This is a genomic window from Sphingomonas sp. CFBP 13603 (assembly GCF_014892665.1).
Taxonomy (GTDB): Bacteria; Pseudomonadota; Alphaproteobacteria; order Sphingomonadales; family Sphingomonadaceae; genus Sphingomonas.
The window spans coordinates 142070-156542 of sequence record NZ_JADBIA010000007.1 but is presented as its reverse complement, the minus strand read 5'-3'; the positions used below and the strand labels follow the sequence as shown (position 1 = coordinate 156542).

The 14473-nt window shown below is 65.0% G+C and carries 16 protein-coding genes; 8 read left to right on the top strand and 8 right to left on the bottom strand.

Annotation, left to right across the window (positions count from 1 at the left end; genetic code table 11):
* Positions 1 to 13 precede the first annotated feature (13 nt).
* From ettA to IFR23_RS12720, 3 genes are read left to right on the top strand one after another with little or no spacing between them, the layout of a single operon-like run.
* The gene (gene ettA, locus IFR23_RS12730; protein ID WP_056050793.1) at positions 14 to 1693 is read left to right on the top strand and encodes an energy-dependent translational throttle protein EttA; all 1680 of its coding nucleotides are present in this window, start codon (positions 14 to 16) and stop codon (positions 1691 to 1693) included.
* 4 nt (positions 1694 to 1697) lie between these two features.
* Positions 1698 to 2240: a hypothetical protein gene (locus tag IFR23_RS12725; protein ID WP_192976232.1), complete on the top strand. Its 543-nt coding sequence runs from the start codon at positions 1698 to 1700 to the stop codon at positions 2238 to 2240.
* A gap of 2 nt (positions 2241 to 2242) precedes the next feature.
* On the top strand, positions 2243 to 3436 hold the full coding sequence (locus tag IFR23_RS12720) for a sensor histidine kinase (protein ID WP_192976231.1): 1194 nt from the start codon (positions 2243 to 2245) through the stop codon (positions 3434 to 3436).
* Positions 3437 to 3536: 100 nt separating this feature from the next.
* Here IFR23_RS12720 and IFR23_RS12715 read toward each other — a convergent pair whose 3' ends face one another.
* Genes IFR23_RS12715 through IFR23_RS12700 form a run of 4 tightly spaced genes read right to left on the bottom strand, consistent with a single transcriptional unit; the run spans position 3537 to position 8319 of the window.
* Entirely contained in the window at positions 3537 to 4253 is a 717-nt protein-coding gene (locus IFR23_RS12715) for a phosphocholine cytidylyltransferase family protein (RefSeq protein WP_192976230.1), read from the bottom strand.
* Between the two features lies 1 nt (position 4254).
* A complete protein-coding gene (locus IFR23_RS12710) occupies positions 4255 to 5346 on the bottom strand; it encodes an inositol-3-phosphate synthase (RefSeq protein ID WP_056050788.1) in 1092 nt (363 codons plus the stop codon).
* Between the two features lie 15 nt (positions 5347 to 5361).
* Complete coding sequence (locus IFR23_RS12705; RefSeq protein ID WP_192976229.1) at positions 5362 to 6219, bottom strand: CDP-alcohol phosphatidyltransferase family protein; 858 nt, start codon at positions 6217 to 6219, stop codon at positions 5362 to 5364.
* Positions 6220 to 6273: 54 nt separating this feature from the next.
* On the bottom strand, positions 6274 to 8319 hold the full coding sequence (locus IFR23_RS12700) for an NAD(+) synthase (RefSeq protein ID WP_192976228.1): 2046 nt from the start codon (positions 8317 to 8319) through the stop codon (positions 6274 to 6276).
* A gap of 91 nt (positions 8320 to 8410) precedes the next feature.
* Between IFR23_RS12700 and IFR23_RS12695 the strand changes: the two genes are divergently transcribed.
* From IFR23_RS12695 to IFR23_RS12685, 3 genes are read left to right on the top strand one after another with little or no spacing between them, the layout of a single operon-like run.
* Positions 8411 to 8791 carry a hypothetical protein gene (locus tag IFR23_RS12695; protein ID WP_192976227.1) on the top strand — a complete coding sequence of 127 codons (381 nt, stop codon included), beginning with the start codon at positions 8411 to 8413 and terminating at the stop codon, positions 8789 to 8791.
* Positions 8792 to 8838: 47 nt separating this feature from the next.
* A complete protein-coding gene (locus IFR23_RS12690; RefSeq protein WP_192976226.1) occupies positions 8839 to 9195 on the top strand; it encodes an ArsC family reductase in 357 nt (118 codons plus the stop codon).
* 11 nt (positions 9196 to 9206) lie between these two features.
* Positions 9207 to 9488 carry a DUF427 domain-containing protein gene (locus IFR23_RS12685; protein ID WP_192976225.1) on the top strand — a complete coding sequence of 94 codons (282 nt, stop codon included), beginning with the start codon at positions 9207 to 9209 and terminating at the stop codon, positions 9486 to 9488.
* 164 nt (positions 9489 to 9652) lie between these two features.
* Here IFR23_RS12685 and ypfJ read toward each other — a convergent pair whose 3' ends face one another.
* The gene (ypfJ, locus tag IFR23_RS12680) at positions 9653 to 10570 is read right to left on the bottom strand and encodes a KPN_02809 family neutral zinc metallopeptidase (RefSeq protein WP_192976224.1); all 918 of its coding nucleotides are present in this window, start codon (positions 10568 to 10570) and stop codon (positions 9653 to 9655) included.
* 100 nt (positions 10571 to 10670) lie between these two features.
* Between ypfJ and IFR23_RS12675 the strand changes: the two genes are divergently transcribed.
* Together IFR23_RS12675 and IFR23_RS12670 are read left to right on the top strand one after the other, a co-directional pair.
* A complete protein-coding gene (locus IFR23_RS12675; RefSeq protein WP_192976223.1) occupies positions 10671 to 11456 on the top strand; it encodes a 3-hydroxybutyrate dehydrogenase in 786 nt (261 codons plus the stop codon).
* 100 nt (positions 11457 to 11556) lie between these two features.
* Complete coding sequence (locus IFR23_RS12670) at positions 11557 to 12168, top strand: DUF4893 domain-containing protein (protein WP_244655651.1); 612 nt, start codon at positions 11557 to 11559, stop codon at positions 12166 to 12168.
* Here IFR23_RS12670 and IFR23_RS12665 read toward each other — a convergent pair.
* The 3 genes from IFR23_RS12665 to IFR23_RS12655 form a co-directional block, all read right to left on the bottom strand.
* Positions 12165 to 12812: a hypothetical protein gene (locus IFR23_RS12665; protein WP_192976222.1), complete on the bottom strand. Its 648-nt coding sequence runs from the start codon at positions 12810 to 12812 to the stop codon at positions 12165 to 12167. The genes IFR23_RS12670 and IFR23_RS12665 overlap by 4 nt on opposite strands.
* A 56-nt stretch (positions 12813 to 12868) precedes the next feature.
* On the bottom strand, positions 12869 to 13855 hold the full coding sequence (locus tag IFR23_RS12660) for a cation diffusion facilitator family transporter (RefSeq protein WP_192976221.1): 987 nt from the start codon (positions 13853 to 13855) through the stop codon (positions 12869 to 12871).
* Between the two features lie 301 nt (positions 13856 to 14156).
* Positions 14157 to 14321, bottom strand: coding sequence for a hypothetical protein (locus IFR23_RS12655; RefSeq protein WP_164913371.1), 165 nt, complete (start codon positions 14319 to 14321; stop codon positions 14157 to 14159).
* Positions 14322 to 14473: the final 152 nt, after the last annotated feature.

The window sequence follows — 14473 nt, the reverse complement described above, 5'->3', positions numbered from 1 at the left end:
AACGGAGACCCCCGTGGCCGGCCAATATGCCTATGTCATGAAGGACATGACGAAGACCTTCCCCGGCGCGCCCAAGCCGGTGCTGTCGAACATCAACCTGCAATTCTATCATGGCGCCAAGATCGGCATCGTCGGCCCCAACGGTGCGGGCAAGTCGACGCTGATCAAGATCATGGCCGGCATCGACAAGGATTATACCGGCGAGGCCTGGCCGGGCGAGAACGTCACGGTCGGCTATCTGGAGCAGGAGCCGCAGCTCGACGCCTCGAAGACCGTGCTGGAGAACGTCAAAGACGGCGCGCGCGGCGTTGCGGACATGGTCGACCGTTTCAACGCGATTTCGGCCGAGATGGGCGATCCCCAGGACGACACCGACTTCGACGCGCTGCTCGAAGAGATGGGCACGCTCCAGGAAAAGATCGATGCGGTCGACGGCTGGACGCTCGACAACCAGCTCGAGGTCGCGATGGAAGCGCTGCGCTGCCCGCCGGGCGACTGGCCGGTAGACAAGCTGTCGGGTGGTGAGAAGCGCCGCGTCGCGCTGACCCGCCTGCTGATCCAGAAGCCGGGGATCCTGCTGCTCGACGAGCCCACCAACCATCTCGACGCCGAAAGCGTCCAGTGGCTGGAGAACCACCTGAAGGATTATGCCGGCGCGGTGCTGATGATCACCCATGACCGCTATTTCCTCGACAACGTCGTCGGCTGGGTCCTCGAGCTCGATCGTGGCAAGTATTTCCCGTACGAGGGCAATTACTCCACCTATCTCGAGAAGAAGGCCAAGCGCCTCGAGCAGGAGGATCGCGAGGAATCCGGTCGTCAGACCGCGATCAAGAACGAGCTCGAATGGATCCGCCAGGGTGCCAAGGCACGCCAGACCAAGTCCAAGGCGCGTATCGCCAACTTCGAACGCCTCGTCTCCGCACAGGAAAACCGCTCGCCGGGCAAGGCGCAGATCGTCATCCAGGTGCCCGAGCGTCTCGGCGGCAAGGTCATCGAACTCGAGAACGTCTCCAAGGCTTACGGCGACAAACTGCTGTTCGAGAACCTCTCGTTCACGCTGCCCGCGGGCGGTATCGTTGGCGTCATCGGTCCCAACGGCGCCGGCAAGTCGACGCTGTTCAAGCTGATCACTGGGCAGGAGACGCCGGACAGCGGCACGATCGACAAGGGTTCGACCGTGCGGCTCGGCTATGTCGACCAGAGCCGCGATCATCTCGACGACAAGAAGAACGTCTGGGAGGAGATTTCCGACGGCCTCGACTCGATGAAGGTCAACGGGTTCGACCAGTCGACGCGCGCCTATGTCGGGGCGTTCAACTTCAAGGGCCAGGACCAGCAGAAGAACGTCGGCAAGCTGTCGGGCGGCGAGCGCAACCGCGTCAACATCGCCAAGATGTTGAAGCGCGGCGGCAACGTGCTGCTGCTCGACGAGCCCACCAACGATCTCGATGTCGAGACCTTGGGCGCGCTCGAGGAAGCGATCGAGAATTTCGCAGGGTGCGCGGTAGTGATCAGCCACGATCGCTTCTTCCTGGATCGTCTCGCCACGCACATCCTGGCGTTCGAGGGCAACAGCCATGTCGAATGGTTCGAGGGCAATTTCGAATCCTACGAAGAGGACAAGCGCCGCCGTCTGGGCGATGCGGCGGATCGTCCTACCGCGCTGTCCTATAAGAAGCTGACGCGCTGACCTGATGTTGCGGGGGCTCGACGAGGAACTGGTCGCTCACAAATACGCGCATGTCGAGCGTGAGCGCCGGTTTCTCGTCGATCCTGCGCGTCGGCCCGATCTGACCGACGCGCCGTATATCCTGATCGAGGACCGGTACATCGAGGGTACGCGGCTGAGGCTGCGCGCCATGACCGATAGCGTGTCGGGGCGTGTGGTCCTGAAGATCGGCAAGAAATACGACGTTGCGGATGTACTGAGCAGGCCGACGGTCACGACGTATCTCGATCGGGACGAGTATCACCTGCTGGCGAAACTGCCGGCACGATCGTTGAGGAAACGCTGGTATCCGGTGGGTGCGGACTTCGGCATCGACCTGTTCGAAGGAGCGCTCGCCGGGCTCGAACTCGCCGAGATCGAGCAGGACGACGCGGCCGCGTTGACATCAATCGTCAGCCCTGAATGGGCAATCGCGGAAGTTACGCATGATCCGCGATTTCAGGGTGGGCGATTGAGCCTGCTGGATGCGGCAGGCGTGACGAGACTTATTGCCAGTAACATCGAGTGAGTATGACGGTTATCGAACAATCTCCCGGCGGCGATCAGCCCCCTGGCGCAGGCGAACTCGAATATCGTCTTCGCCAGCAGTCGATCCTCGCCGATTTCGGGATCGAGGCTTTGCGTGCGCGGGATCTGCAGCCGATGTTGCAGCGTGCGACCGAACTGTGCGGCGAGGGGATGCGGTCGAAATACTGCAAGTTTCTCGAATATCGCCCCGAGCAGGACACGCTGCTGGTGCGTGCCGGCATCGGCTGGGAGCCGGGGGTGGTCGGGTCGACCGAGATGCGGACCGATCTCGGATCGCCGGCGGGGTTTGCGCTGGAGACCGGGCAGCCGGTGATCTCGAACCATCTGGAGAACGAACAGCGTTTCCGGACTCCCGAGTTCATGGCGCGGCACAATATCCGGCGCGCGATCAACGTGCTGGTCGAGACGTCGGGCAAGCGCTTCGGCGTGCTCGAGGTCGACAGCCCCGACGAGGGTCAGTTCGAGCCCGCCGATTTCGCGTTCATGCAGGGGTTTGCGAACCTCATCGGCGTGGCGATCGAGCGGCAGCAGGCCGAGCAGCGGCTGAGCGAAGCGATGGAGCATCAGGAACTGCTCACCCGCGAGGCGAGCCACCGGGTGAAGAACAGCCTCGCTTTGGTGTCGGCGATGCTCAATCTCCAGATGCAGGAGGATGACGATCCGCGGATCCGCCGGCTGCTCGGCGACGCGCAGGCGCGGATCACGGCGATCGCGCAGACGCATGACCAGTTGTGGCGCGGCGATCAGGTCGGCATCGTCGCGCTGAACGACCTCGTCTGCGGGATCGCATCGGGGCTGGGCGAGCAGTCGCTCAACCACCGGATCGACTGCGATATCGAGGCGATCCTGATCAGCGCGGACGTCGCGATCCCGATGGGGTTGCTCGTCACCGAGCTGGTCACCAACGCGATCAAATATGCCTATGGCGACGACGGCGGCGCGATCCTGGTCACGGTGCGGAGCGCCGACGGGCGGATCGTGCTGACGGTATCCGACGAAGGCGGCGGGTTGCCGGCGGACTTCGACCTGAAGGCGGCGTCGCGCAAAAGCCTCGGGATGCGGATGATCGGCAGCCTCGCGCGGCAGCTGCGCGGGACGGTGACGATCGAGAACGCGGCGGTCGGGACGTGTGCGACGCTGGACGTGCCCGATCCTCGGGTCGAGGCGTCGGTCTAGGCTGAGCACCCCACGGTGTTCTCCTGCGAACGCAGGAGCCCAGGGTCAGGAGCGTTTCGTTTGGTATCCTGGGCTCCTGCGTTCGCAGGAGAACGGTGGCTTACGCCGCGACGGCATCCGCCTTGGTCGCCATCCACGCCTCGGCCTTCGCCAGCGCGGGGGCGTCGTCGACGTCGATCCAGTCGATGTCGCTGCAATCCACGATCCGGGCTAGGCCCTGTGCAGCCAGCAGCCGGACGCCTTCGGTGAGCGAGGGGCTCGCGAGCGTAGCCAGCGCGTCCGACAGCGCAGGGCCGATCGCGAAGACGCCGGTGTCGTAGCAGTCGTGCGGTTCGAGGCCCTTGCCGATCGCGACGATGCGGTCGCCGTCGGTCGCGACGCAGGTGACGTCCTCCGGGTCGACCCAGTCATGACCGAGCCGTCGGTCGATGCCGAGGCGCAGACCACCGCCAGCGCCGGCCCTAGCCATGCGCGCGTAGAGTTCGGGGCTGACGAGGTGGTCGCACATCGCGAGAATTGCTTCGCTACCGGCGAGCGCATCGCGCGCGGCCAGCACCGAAACGCCATTGGGTTCGCGGTGATCCGCAAGAACCGTCTCGACCGCCAGCGGCCAGCGCCGGCTCGCGAGATACGCTTCGATCGCCTCACGCCCGTAGCTCACCGTCACGATCGCGCGCGCGAAACCGGCCTCGGCCAGCCCCTCAAGCGCGTGGGCGATCAACGGCCGCCCCGTGACCGCGCAGAGCGGCTTGTACGGGGTGGAGGTGCGAAGGCGGCTGCCTTCCCCGGCGGCGAGGATGACAGCCGTGTCGATCATCTCAGGCGGCCTTGATGAACCGCTCGACTTCGATCTGCGCGAGATCGTCGGTCATCTGCGTGCGCGGGTGCTTGCAGAAATACGCCGAAGCGGGGTCGATCACGCCGGCGATGCCGCGATCCTTGGCGATCTTGGCGCAGCGGATCATGTCGATCGCGACACCCGCCGAGTTGGGGCTGTCCTCGACCGAAAGACGCAGCTCGATGTTCATCGGCACGCCGCCGAACAGCTGGCCTTCCATGCGCAGGAAGCAGACCTTGTTGTCGTTCTGCCAGGGCACATAGTCCGACGGACCGATATGGACGTTGTCGTCGTCCATGCGCTCGGCAGCGACCGACTGCACGGCTTCGGTTTTCGAGATCTTCTTCGACTCGAGCCGGCGATGGTTCGACATATTGAGGAAGTCGGTGTTGCCGCCGGTGTTGAGCTGGTAGGTGCGATCCAGCTTAACGCCGCGCTTGGCGAACAGGTCGGTCAACACGCGGTGGACGATCGTCGCGCCGAGCTGAGCCTTGATGTCGTCGCCGATGATCGCGACGCCCGCGTCCTCGAACTTCTTCGCCCAAACGGGGTTCGAGGCGATGAAGACGGGGATGTTGTTGACGAACGCCACGCCCGCTTCGATCGCGCACTCGGCGTAGAATTCGGTCGCTTCCTGCGAACCGACCGGCAGGTAGTTCATCAGCACGTCGGCGCCCGATGCCTTCAGCTCGGCGATGACCTCTTCACGGGTCGGCTCGGCGGCGTCCGAAACGAGGAACGTGCGGTCGTCCTTGAAGTCGGCCATGTGGTCGGCGACGCCGTCCAGCTTCTTGCCCATCTTCACGATCGTGCCGGTGTTGCCGACGTTCGGCGCGAACACCGCGGTGCAGTTGGGCTTGGCGAAGATCGCCTCGGCGACGTCCTTGCCGACCTTGCGACGATCGACGTCCCACGCCGCGACGACCTTGATGTCGCTCGGCTTGTAGCCACCCATGTCGAAATGCATCAGGCCAACCTGGTCGTTTGCCCCCTCGCGATAATGCTCGAGGCCCTGGACGAGCGAGCTCGCGCAGTTGCCGATGCCGACCACGGCGATCCGAATGCTATTCATTACTGACCCTGTTCCTTACGAAAGATGCATGCGCGACGCGGTCTTCGGTCGCGACATTGTGCTACGGACGAAAGCGCGTTCGACACGACGGTGCCAGACGAGCCCGACGATGGCCACGAGCGTCAGAGGGACGATCTCGAACCACCAGAAGATGCGTGGATTGCCCGCGAAGCAGGCGACGAAGATCGCCCATACCCGGACATTCGCGGTAAGCAAGGCCATGAAGCGCAATGGCGCCACGGCGCGGGCACCGTACAGGGCGCCAAGTGCGACCGGATCGGTCGACTGGCCGAGCGTGCGCTCGAACGGCATGGCTATGCGGTCGATACTGCCGGCGATGCCGTCGTAGAAGCGGACGAGCGCGTTGCCGGTCGGCACGGGGGGCGCTTCGAGCGCCACGCCCTTGATGCGACGATGGAAGCGCGAACGCTCGCCCTCGTACATGTTCGACTGGACGGCGTGTGCGCCACCCGCGGCAAAAGCGAGTATCCAGGCCTCGGGCGTGTCGATCGTCAGCGCGAGCGAGACGTAGATCAGTGCGAAGACGCCGTGATCGCACAACCCGTCGAGCATGCGGCCGAGCGGGCTCGCGGTCTTGGTCGCTCGTGCGACCATGCCGTCGAGTCCGTCGGCGATCAGCCACCCCATCGACAGCGCCAGGCCGACCAGCGCGAGCGCCCAGTTTCCCCATTGCGTGTATGCGAGCGCGGCCGCTCCGCCGAGGCAAAGCCCTGCTACCGACACCGAATTCGCTGAAATCCCGCGCGACAGCGCAAGCGGAAGCAACGCGCGGCCCGCCGGGTGAATTAGCCAAAGATTGGATGGGATCTCGATCCGGCGATCGCGCGATCCATCCGGTGGAGCCACTGTCATAGGATTTTCATAATGCGCCGCGCAGGGCATTTATGCAAGGTGGCACGACTAACCCTACGGAACGCTTGACCGCAATTCTTCGATCCAAGCCGTTGCGATACCGTCGGACGGGGCCCGCCAGTCGCCCCGCGGCGACAGCGCACCGCCGGCCGAGACCTTGGGGCCGTTGGGCATCGCCGACCGCTTGAACTGGCTGGTCGTGAAGAAGCGGAAGAGAAATTTCTCCAGCCAGTGGCGGATCGTCGGCAGGTCGTAGGCGACGCGCGCATCCGCCGGCAGGTCCTCCGGCCATGCGCCGACGTTCGCATCGCGCCATGCATGCCAGGCCAGAAACGCGATCTTCGATGGCGCGAGCCCGTGGCGTATCACATAGTGCGCGAAGAAATCGTTCAGCGCGTACGGCCCGATCATCGACTCGGTGCTCTGCAGGGCGCCGTCCGCCCCCGCCGGAACGAGCTCGGGCGAGATCTCCTGCGCGAGGATCGTCGACAGGATCGCGTCGGTCGCCGCGTCATACTGGTCGGTGCGGATACACCAGCGGATCAGGAACTGGATCAGCGTCTTGGGCACGCCGCTGTTCACGGCGTAATGGCTCATCTGGTCGCCGACGCCGTAGGTGCACCAGCCGAGCGCCATCTCGCTGAGATCCCCGGTGCCGAGCACGATCCCGCGCCGCTGGTTGGCAAGGCGGAAGAGATAGTCGGTGCGCAGGCCTGCCTGCACGTTCTCGAAGGTGATGTCGTAGACTGGTTCGCCTTCGCTGAAGGGATGGCCGATGTCCTCGAGCATGCGCGTGGCGGCGGGGCGGATGTCGATCTCTTCGGCGGTGATGCCGAGCGCGCGCATCAGCGCCCACGCGTTCGCCTTGGTCCCTTCGCCGGTCGCGAAGCCGGGCATGGTGAAGCCGAGAATGTTAGTCCTCGGGCGTCCAAGCCGGTCCATCGCCTTCGCCGCGACGATCAGCGCGTGCGTCGAGTCGAGGCCGCCGGATACACCGATCACGATCGTCTCGGCGTGCGCGGAGACGAGGCGCTTCGACAGTGCCTCCACCTGGATGTTGAACGCCTCGTAGCAATCGTCATCGCGCCGCGTCGGGTCGTTGGGGACGAACGGGAAGCGGCGGATCGCGCGTTCCAGGCCAGTGTCCTCACGTACCGCCGCGTGATCGAACCCGATCCGTCGGAAGCGCGTCTCGGGATTGCCGGCGAACATTGCCGCATCGTTGAACGTGCCGGTCCGCAGCCGTTCCTGTGTAATCCGTTCGCAGTCGACGTCGACCACGACCAGTTCGGGCTCGGTCGAGAACCGCGCCGACTCCGCGATCTGTTCGCCGAGTTCGTGGACCAAACCTTGGCCGTCCCAGGCGACCTCTGTAGTGCTTTCGCCCGGCCCCGCCGCGGAATAGACATACGCACAGACCGCGCGGGCCGATTGCGCCGCCGCCAGCATCGCCCGATCGCGCGCCTTGCCAATCACGATGTTCGACGCGGACAGGTTGCAGCAGATCAGCGCCCCCGCGAGCGCACCCGCGGTCGAGGGCGGGGTGGGGGCCCAGTAATCCTCGCAGATCTCGGCATGGAACACGAAGCCGGGCAGGTCGCGCGCGGCGAAGATCAGGTCGGTCCCGAACGGCACGTCCTCGCCGTTTAGGTCGATCGTCAGTCCGATCATACCGGCACCACTCGCGAACCAGCGCTTCTCGTAGAACTCGCGATAATTGGGCAGGAACGTCTTCGGGACCACGCCGAGTACGCGCCCTCGCGCGATCGCCAGCGCGCAGTTATACAGCCTCCCGTTCCGCACCAGCGCCGCGCCGACCAGCAGCACCGGCCGCAAGCTCGCGCTCGCCTCGACCACCGTCGCGATCGCGGCCAGTGTAGCGCGCTGCTGCGCGGTCTGGAGATGCAGATCGTCGATCGCGTAGGAGGTGAGGTTCAGCTCCGGGAACACGACGAGGTCGACGCCCCGCGCATTCGCCTCGCGCGCCAAGGCGATCGTAGCCTCGGCATTGGCCCCGGTATCCCCCACCGAAGCCCGCGGCGTCGCGGCGGCAACCCGGATCAGCCCGTGACTATGGATCGCGTAGAATGGATGCGTCATGGCGCACCGATAAACGGCCTCGCCGCCGCACGCCACCGGCTTGATCCCGTCGGCGGTGGCATGACGCGCGATCCTGTGAGAGGCTGCGAGTATGAAACTCCGCATGGTCCAGGTGTTCGTCCTCGCGGTCGTCAGCGTGCTGTACTGGTTGCTCGTAAGCCATGTCTCCGGCGCGAAGGAGCCTTGGGATGCGGCTGGCTACTGGTTAATCTGGTACCCGGGTTCGCTGCTTCTGTCGGCCTGCGGCGGCTTTGCGTTTGGCAAGCGGGGATGGTCGGCAGGAGCGATCGTCACTTTCGCGCAACTGCCCGTAATGTGGGTGAATACGGGATTTGGCGGGCTGCTGATCGTCGGCGTCGCGTTTCTTGCCGTCCTGGCCGTTCCTGCGGTCATTCTTTCCGCGCTCTTCGGTCGCCTCCGAGCGACTTCGCGCCGCAATGCCGGTGGAAGGAAACAGCACGGCGCGATATGAGATCGAGCCGCTAGCGCGATTAGCCCTGCAGCGACACGGAGACGATTTTGACGATCACGATGTTCGGCATCAAGAATTGCGACACGATCAAGAAGGCGCGGAATTGGCTCGATGCGCACGACGTCGCGTACGCGTTCCACGACTACAAGGCCGCGGGTATCGACGCTGCGCACCTCGAAGACTGGATCGGTCGGGTCGGCTGGGAAGTGTTGCTCAACCGTGCGGGCACGACGTTTCGGAAGCTTCCCGAAGCGGATCGCGCGGACCTGGATGCGGCAAAGGCCACCGCGCTGATGCTGGCGCAACCGTCGATGATCAAGCGCCCGGTGCTCGATACCGGCGAGACGCTTCTGGTCGGGTTCAAGCCCGAGGCGTATGAGGCGGCGGGGCTGGGGCGCGCCTGAAGGAGATCAGCATGCCGGTTGCAAGTTGGAATGGTCACGAGATCGCTCGATCGGACGACACCGTCGTCGTCGAGGGCAATCATTATTTCCCCGCCGACAGCGTCGATCCGGCGTTGCTGGAGGATAGCGCGACGCACTCGAGCTGCCCGTGGAAGGGTGTGGCGAGCTACAAGACTCTCGTCGTCGACGGGAAGCGGAACGTCGATGCGGTCTGGTACTATCCCGATCCCAAGTCGGCAGCGGCCGAGATCAAGGATCGCTATGCGTTCTGGAAGGGCGTGACGGTCACTTGATGCGATCCATTCGTTAGCTAGCGCTTGAACTTGACCATCCGCCAATTCCGTCATCCCCGCGCAGGCGGGGATCCATACTGGCTGGCGTAGCGACGGATCATCGACGCTAGAGGATATGGATCCCCGCCTGCGCGGGGATGACGGGTAGTGGAGACGGTATCAGCTCAGATCGCGCCCGAGAACGTGTCGCACTGCTGCGGATCGCCGCTCTCCAGCCCGCGCTTCAGCCACGACTGGCGCTGTGCCGACGTGCCGTGCGTGAAGCTGTCCGGCACGACGCGGCCCTGCGACTGCTTCTGCAACGTATCGTCGCCGATCGCCTGTGCAGCCGTCATGCCCTCCTGGATATCGCCGGGTTCGAGCCGCGATCGATTGGCCGCCGCCCACACGCCCGCATAGCAATCCGCCTGGAGTTCGAGCCGCACCGACAGCGCGTTGCCCTCGGTCTCGCTCGCCTGCCGCTGCGCCTGCTGAACCTGCGCGTTGGTGCCGAGCAGCTTCTGGATGTGATGGCCGAATTCGTGCGCGATCACATAGTCCTGCGCGAAGTCGCCCTCGGCCTTGAACCGCGTCGACAGCTCGTTGAAGAAGCTCGTGTCGAGATAGATGCCCTGATCGGTCGGGCAATAGAACGGCCCCATCGCCGACTGCGCGGCGCCGCAACCCGACTGGCCGTTGCCGTCGAAGAACACCAGCTTCGGTGCCTCGAACCGCTGGCCGTTCTTCTGGAAGATCGCCTCCCAGGTGTTGTCGGCCGAGCTGAACGCGTTGCACGCGGCCTTGCTCTCCGGGGTCAGGTTGCAGCTCGACGTCGTGTCGGTGCCGGCACGCGGCGATCCGCTCTGCGTCGTCGGCGCCGACGACTGTCCGCCACCGAGCAGCCCGCCGAGCCCGCCCATGCCGCCGAACACCGCCATTAGGATCAGCACCACGACGATCCCGCCGCACCCGAAGCGGCTGCCGATCATCGGCAAAAACCCCATCAGCAGGCCGCCACCGCCGCCGCCAAAGCCGCCGCCTCCGCCGCCCGACCCGCGCTGGTCCTCGACGTTGATGTTCGGATCGTAATCGTCGAGCCGCATGATAAGCCCCTTTTCGTTTCTGGTTGGGAACGAAATGCGCAAGGTGGCGGTAGAGTTGCAAGGCCGCGCTGCTTGCGGCGCGATAGCGTGAGGAGTGTGCATGTTCCTGAAGGGCAAGACCGCGGTCATCACCGGATCCACCTCCGGAATCGGACTCGCCTACGCAAAGGCATTCGCCGCCGAGGGCGCCGCGGTGGTCCTTAACGGCTTCGGCGATGCGGACGCGATCGAACGCGAACGGGCGGCGCTGGCGCAGGTCAGCGGCGCGATCGCGCTCTACGACGCCGCCGACATGACCAAGCCCGACCAGATCGCCGCAATGGTCGCCCGTGCCGCAGCCGAAACCGGCAGCGTTGACATCGTCGTCAACAACGCCGGCATCCAGCATGTCGCCGGGATCGCCGACTTCCCGATCGACAAGTTCGACGCGATCATCGCGATCAACCTGTCGTCTGCCTGGCACATGATGCGCGCCGCAGTGCCGCACATGCGCGCCAGGGGCTGGGGGCGGATCATCTCGACCGCGTCCGCGCACTCGCTGGTCGCGAGCCCCAACAAGTCCGCCTACGTGATGGCCAAGCACGCGATCGCCGGGCTCACCAAGACGATCGCGCTGGAGACCGCGACCGACGGCATCACCGTCAACTGCATCTCGCCGGGCTATGTCTGGACGCCGCTGGTCGAGAACCAGATCCCCGACACGATGGCGGCACGCGGGCTGACGCGCGACCAGGTGATGAACGACGTGCTGTTGGCGGCGCAACCGACCAAGGAGTTCGTCACCCCCGAACAGGTCGCGGCGTTCGCGCTGTTCCTGTGTCGCGACGAGGCCAAGGCGATCACCGGCGCCAATTTGTCGATGGACGGCGGCTGGACCGCGGCCTGATCGAGCGCGAGAAAAGCGTTGCCGTTCATAGGGATACAGGCTTAGCTTCGGTATGCAGATTGGGTCGATGGCGATGCGTGTTTCGAGAATAGCGGCCTGCATGATGATGCTCGGATGCGGCGTCGGCACGGCCTGTGCGGCGCCTGCGTTGCGCAATGACGGTGGCAACAGGGACGCTCGCGAGAAGGACTGGCGCCGGGTCGCTACCGTCGCCGATCGCGGGCGATTGCGGGGATGGCGCGGCGCCTGGGTCGATGCGCTCGCCGAGGTCGATCCGCGCGAGATCGCGAAGGAGCCACAGCTGTTCGATCCGGACCGCTCGCTCGCCGATGCGCTGCCACCGTCGGGCGCATATCGGTGCCGTACGTTCAAGCTCGGTGCGCGTGGCGGCATCGGTCCGACGTTCGCGGCATCGACGGCGTTTGCCTGCCGGATCGACGCGAACGACGACGGCGATGTCGTCAGCCTCGTCAAGCTCGATGGCTCACAGCGGCCGGTCGGGACGATCTACGCCGACACCGATTCGCGCGCCGTCTTCCTGGGAACGATGGAGCTTGGCGACGAGAAGCGCCCGATGCGGTACGGCCGCGATGCCAGTCGCGACATGGCCGGCCTCATCGAGCGGATCGGCACGCGCCGCTGGCGGGTGGTGCTGCCCTATCCTCGGTTCGAATCGGTGCTCGACGTGGTCGAACTGGTCCCTGCGTCCTAGCGGGGTGCGGCCGGAACCGCTGGCGGGACGGTGGACGTGACGATGCCCCTGGAACCTGTCGCGGTGATCACGGTCGCGGGCGCAATCGGTTGCAAGCTCGCAAGATACGCTTTCCCGTGGAGATCGAGGACGGTCACCCGGCCGGCGTTCGCAGCGACGACCGCCTTCAGATACGAGCGCGGTTTCTTCATCAGCCTCGGCTGATCGAGGCCGGTCAACCCGACGATCCGCGCCGCCTCCTTCACGAAAGTGACGCAATTGTGATCCGATAGGCGATAGACGCTGTCGGGCTTGCCTTCGCTCCACGCCGCGACCAGCCGCAACACCGCGTCGTACTGCGCGTCGGTCATCACCACCGCGAACTGCGCGTCGCTGCTGCCGACGTAGGTCGGCCTGGCGATATCGAGCCTCCCCGCGACCGGTCCGAACAACAGCGCGGGCGTCAACGATTTCGCGGTGAAGCCGACATTCGTATCGACCGGCGCGCCGCCCGCATCGGGTACGCCGCGCAAGGTGACGAACGCATGCGGGAAGCTGTTCCCGAGTTCGTGGTTCCAGAAGGTGATGGTGACGGCGGCCTGTGCGGGAAGCGCGTATCCAAGGCACAGGCCGAGCAGGGCTATCAGCCGAAATAGCGGTCTCATCCCCCGATATTATTTAGGAATATTGAGCCTTGCCAGAGGGATGAGGCTGATTTTGATCAGTTCGGCCTAGTAGTCCCGTCATCCGCACCGGCTGCTGCGGAGGCTTGAGCGAGCGTCGCGTTCTCGCGCTTTTCAGGCCGGATATAGATCGAGGAGAGCGTCGGCACCGCCGCCCGCAATTCGGTTTCGATCGCCTCGATCAGCGTCTCGCCGTCGCCCATCGTCACCGAATCGTCGAAGTCCGCGCTGATCGCCGCGAAGATGCTTTCGGGCGCGGTGTGGATCGTGCGGACGTGGTTGACCGAGACGATCGCGGGGTGGGCGGACACGATCTTGCGGACCGTCGCGATCACCGCCGGATCGGCGCGCTCGCCGATCAACAAGCCCTTCGATTCGCGCGCGAGCAACACCGCGACCAGCGCAAGGATCAGGCCGATCGCGATCGAGGCGGCGCCGTCGATCCGCGGATCGTTGAACGCATGGCTCGCCCAGATGCCGATCCCGGCGATCACGAGCCCTGCCAGCGCCGCCGAGTCCTCGAACAGCACGATGAAACCGGCCGGATCCTTCGACCGGTGGATCGCCTGCCACCAGCCCATGTCGCCCTTCGACTTCGAGAATTCGCGCACCGCGATCGTCCAACTGCTGCCCTCGAGCGCGAACGAGATCGCGAGGACGACGTAGTTTATGGTCGGGCTGGTAAGCGGCTCGGGCTGCCGGATATGCCGCCAGCCCTCGAAGATCGACACGCCCGCGCCGATCGCGAAGATCAGGATCGCGACGACGAACGCCCAGAAATACAGCTCGCGGCCATAGCCGAACGGGTGCGCCTCGTCGGCGGGGCGCTTGGCCTTTTTCTGACCGTAGAGCAGCAGCACCTGGTTGCCGCTGTCGACCACCGAGTGGAAGCCTTCGGTCAGCATCGACGACGAACCGGTCATCCCGGCCGCGACGAATTTCGCCACGCCGATCCCGAGATTGGCGGCGAGGGCGCCGTAGAGGACGATGTCGTCCTTGATGCGAGCGGTCAGTGTCTTGGCCATGACGCCGTCCTACACGAGGGGGCGGGGTTGGAAAGGGCGGCCTTCGCAAGGGGTTGAGGATGCTCAGTCCGGCGTGAGGTCGACGGTGCCCTGGTAGGCGGACGCTCCCGCCACCCCCGCTCCGTCATCCTGACGAAAGTCAGGATCCAGAGCCACAAGCTCCAGTGCCCGTTACCCTGGATCCTGACTTTCGTCAGGATGACAAGCTTCGGGAGCACACCGTCCTTCTAAACAGGAATACCCGCCGGTGGACGAGCCACCGGCGGGATCCTTTCCTCCCCAGGAAACTGTCTGAAGCGGTTTAGCCGAGCCGGCCGAGGCGGTGGTACAGCGCACTCATCCGCGTCAGCCGTTCGTCGTCGATCGAGGTCTTGCTGATCATCTCGCCGAGCACTTCCTTCATCAGCGCGAAATCGTTGGTCGAGAAGACGGCGCGGGCGCGGGGTTGTTCGGTAGTCGTTTGCATGGCTTGCCTCCTTCGATGATCGTCTTGTCTCTCTCTTTACACCGAGCGTGCGTCGAGAGAGGCGATGCACACGCAATAGTGTTCGAGGTCGGCAAGTTGGAAGACGGTCCCGCGCCGCCGCAACGTCGCGGTGTCCGTTCAGCTTGTGGAAC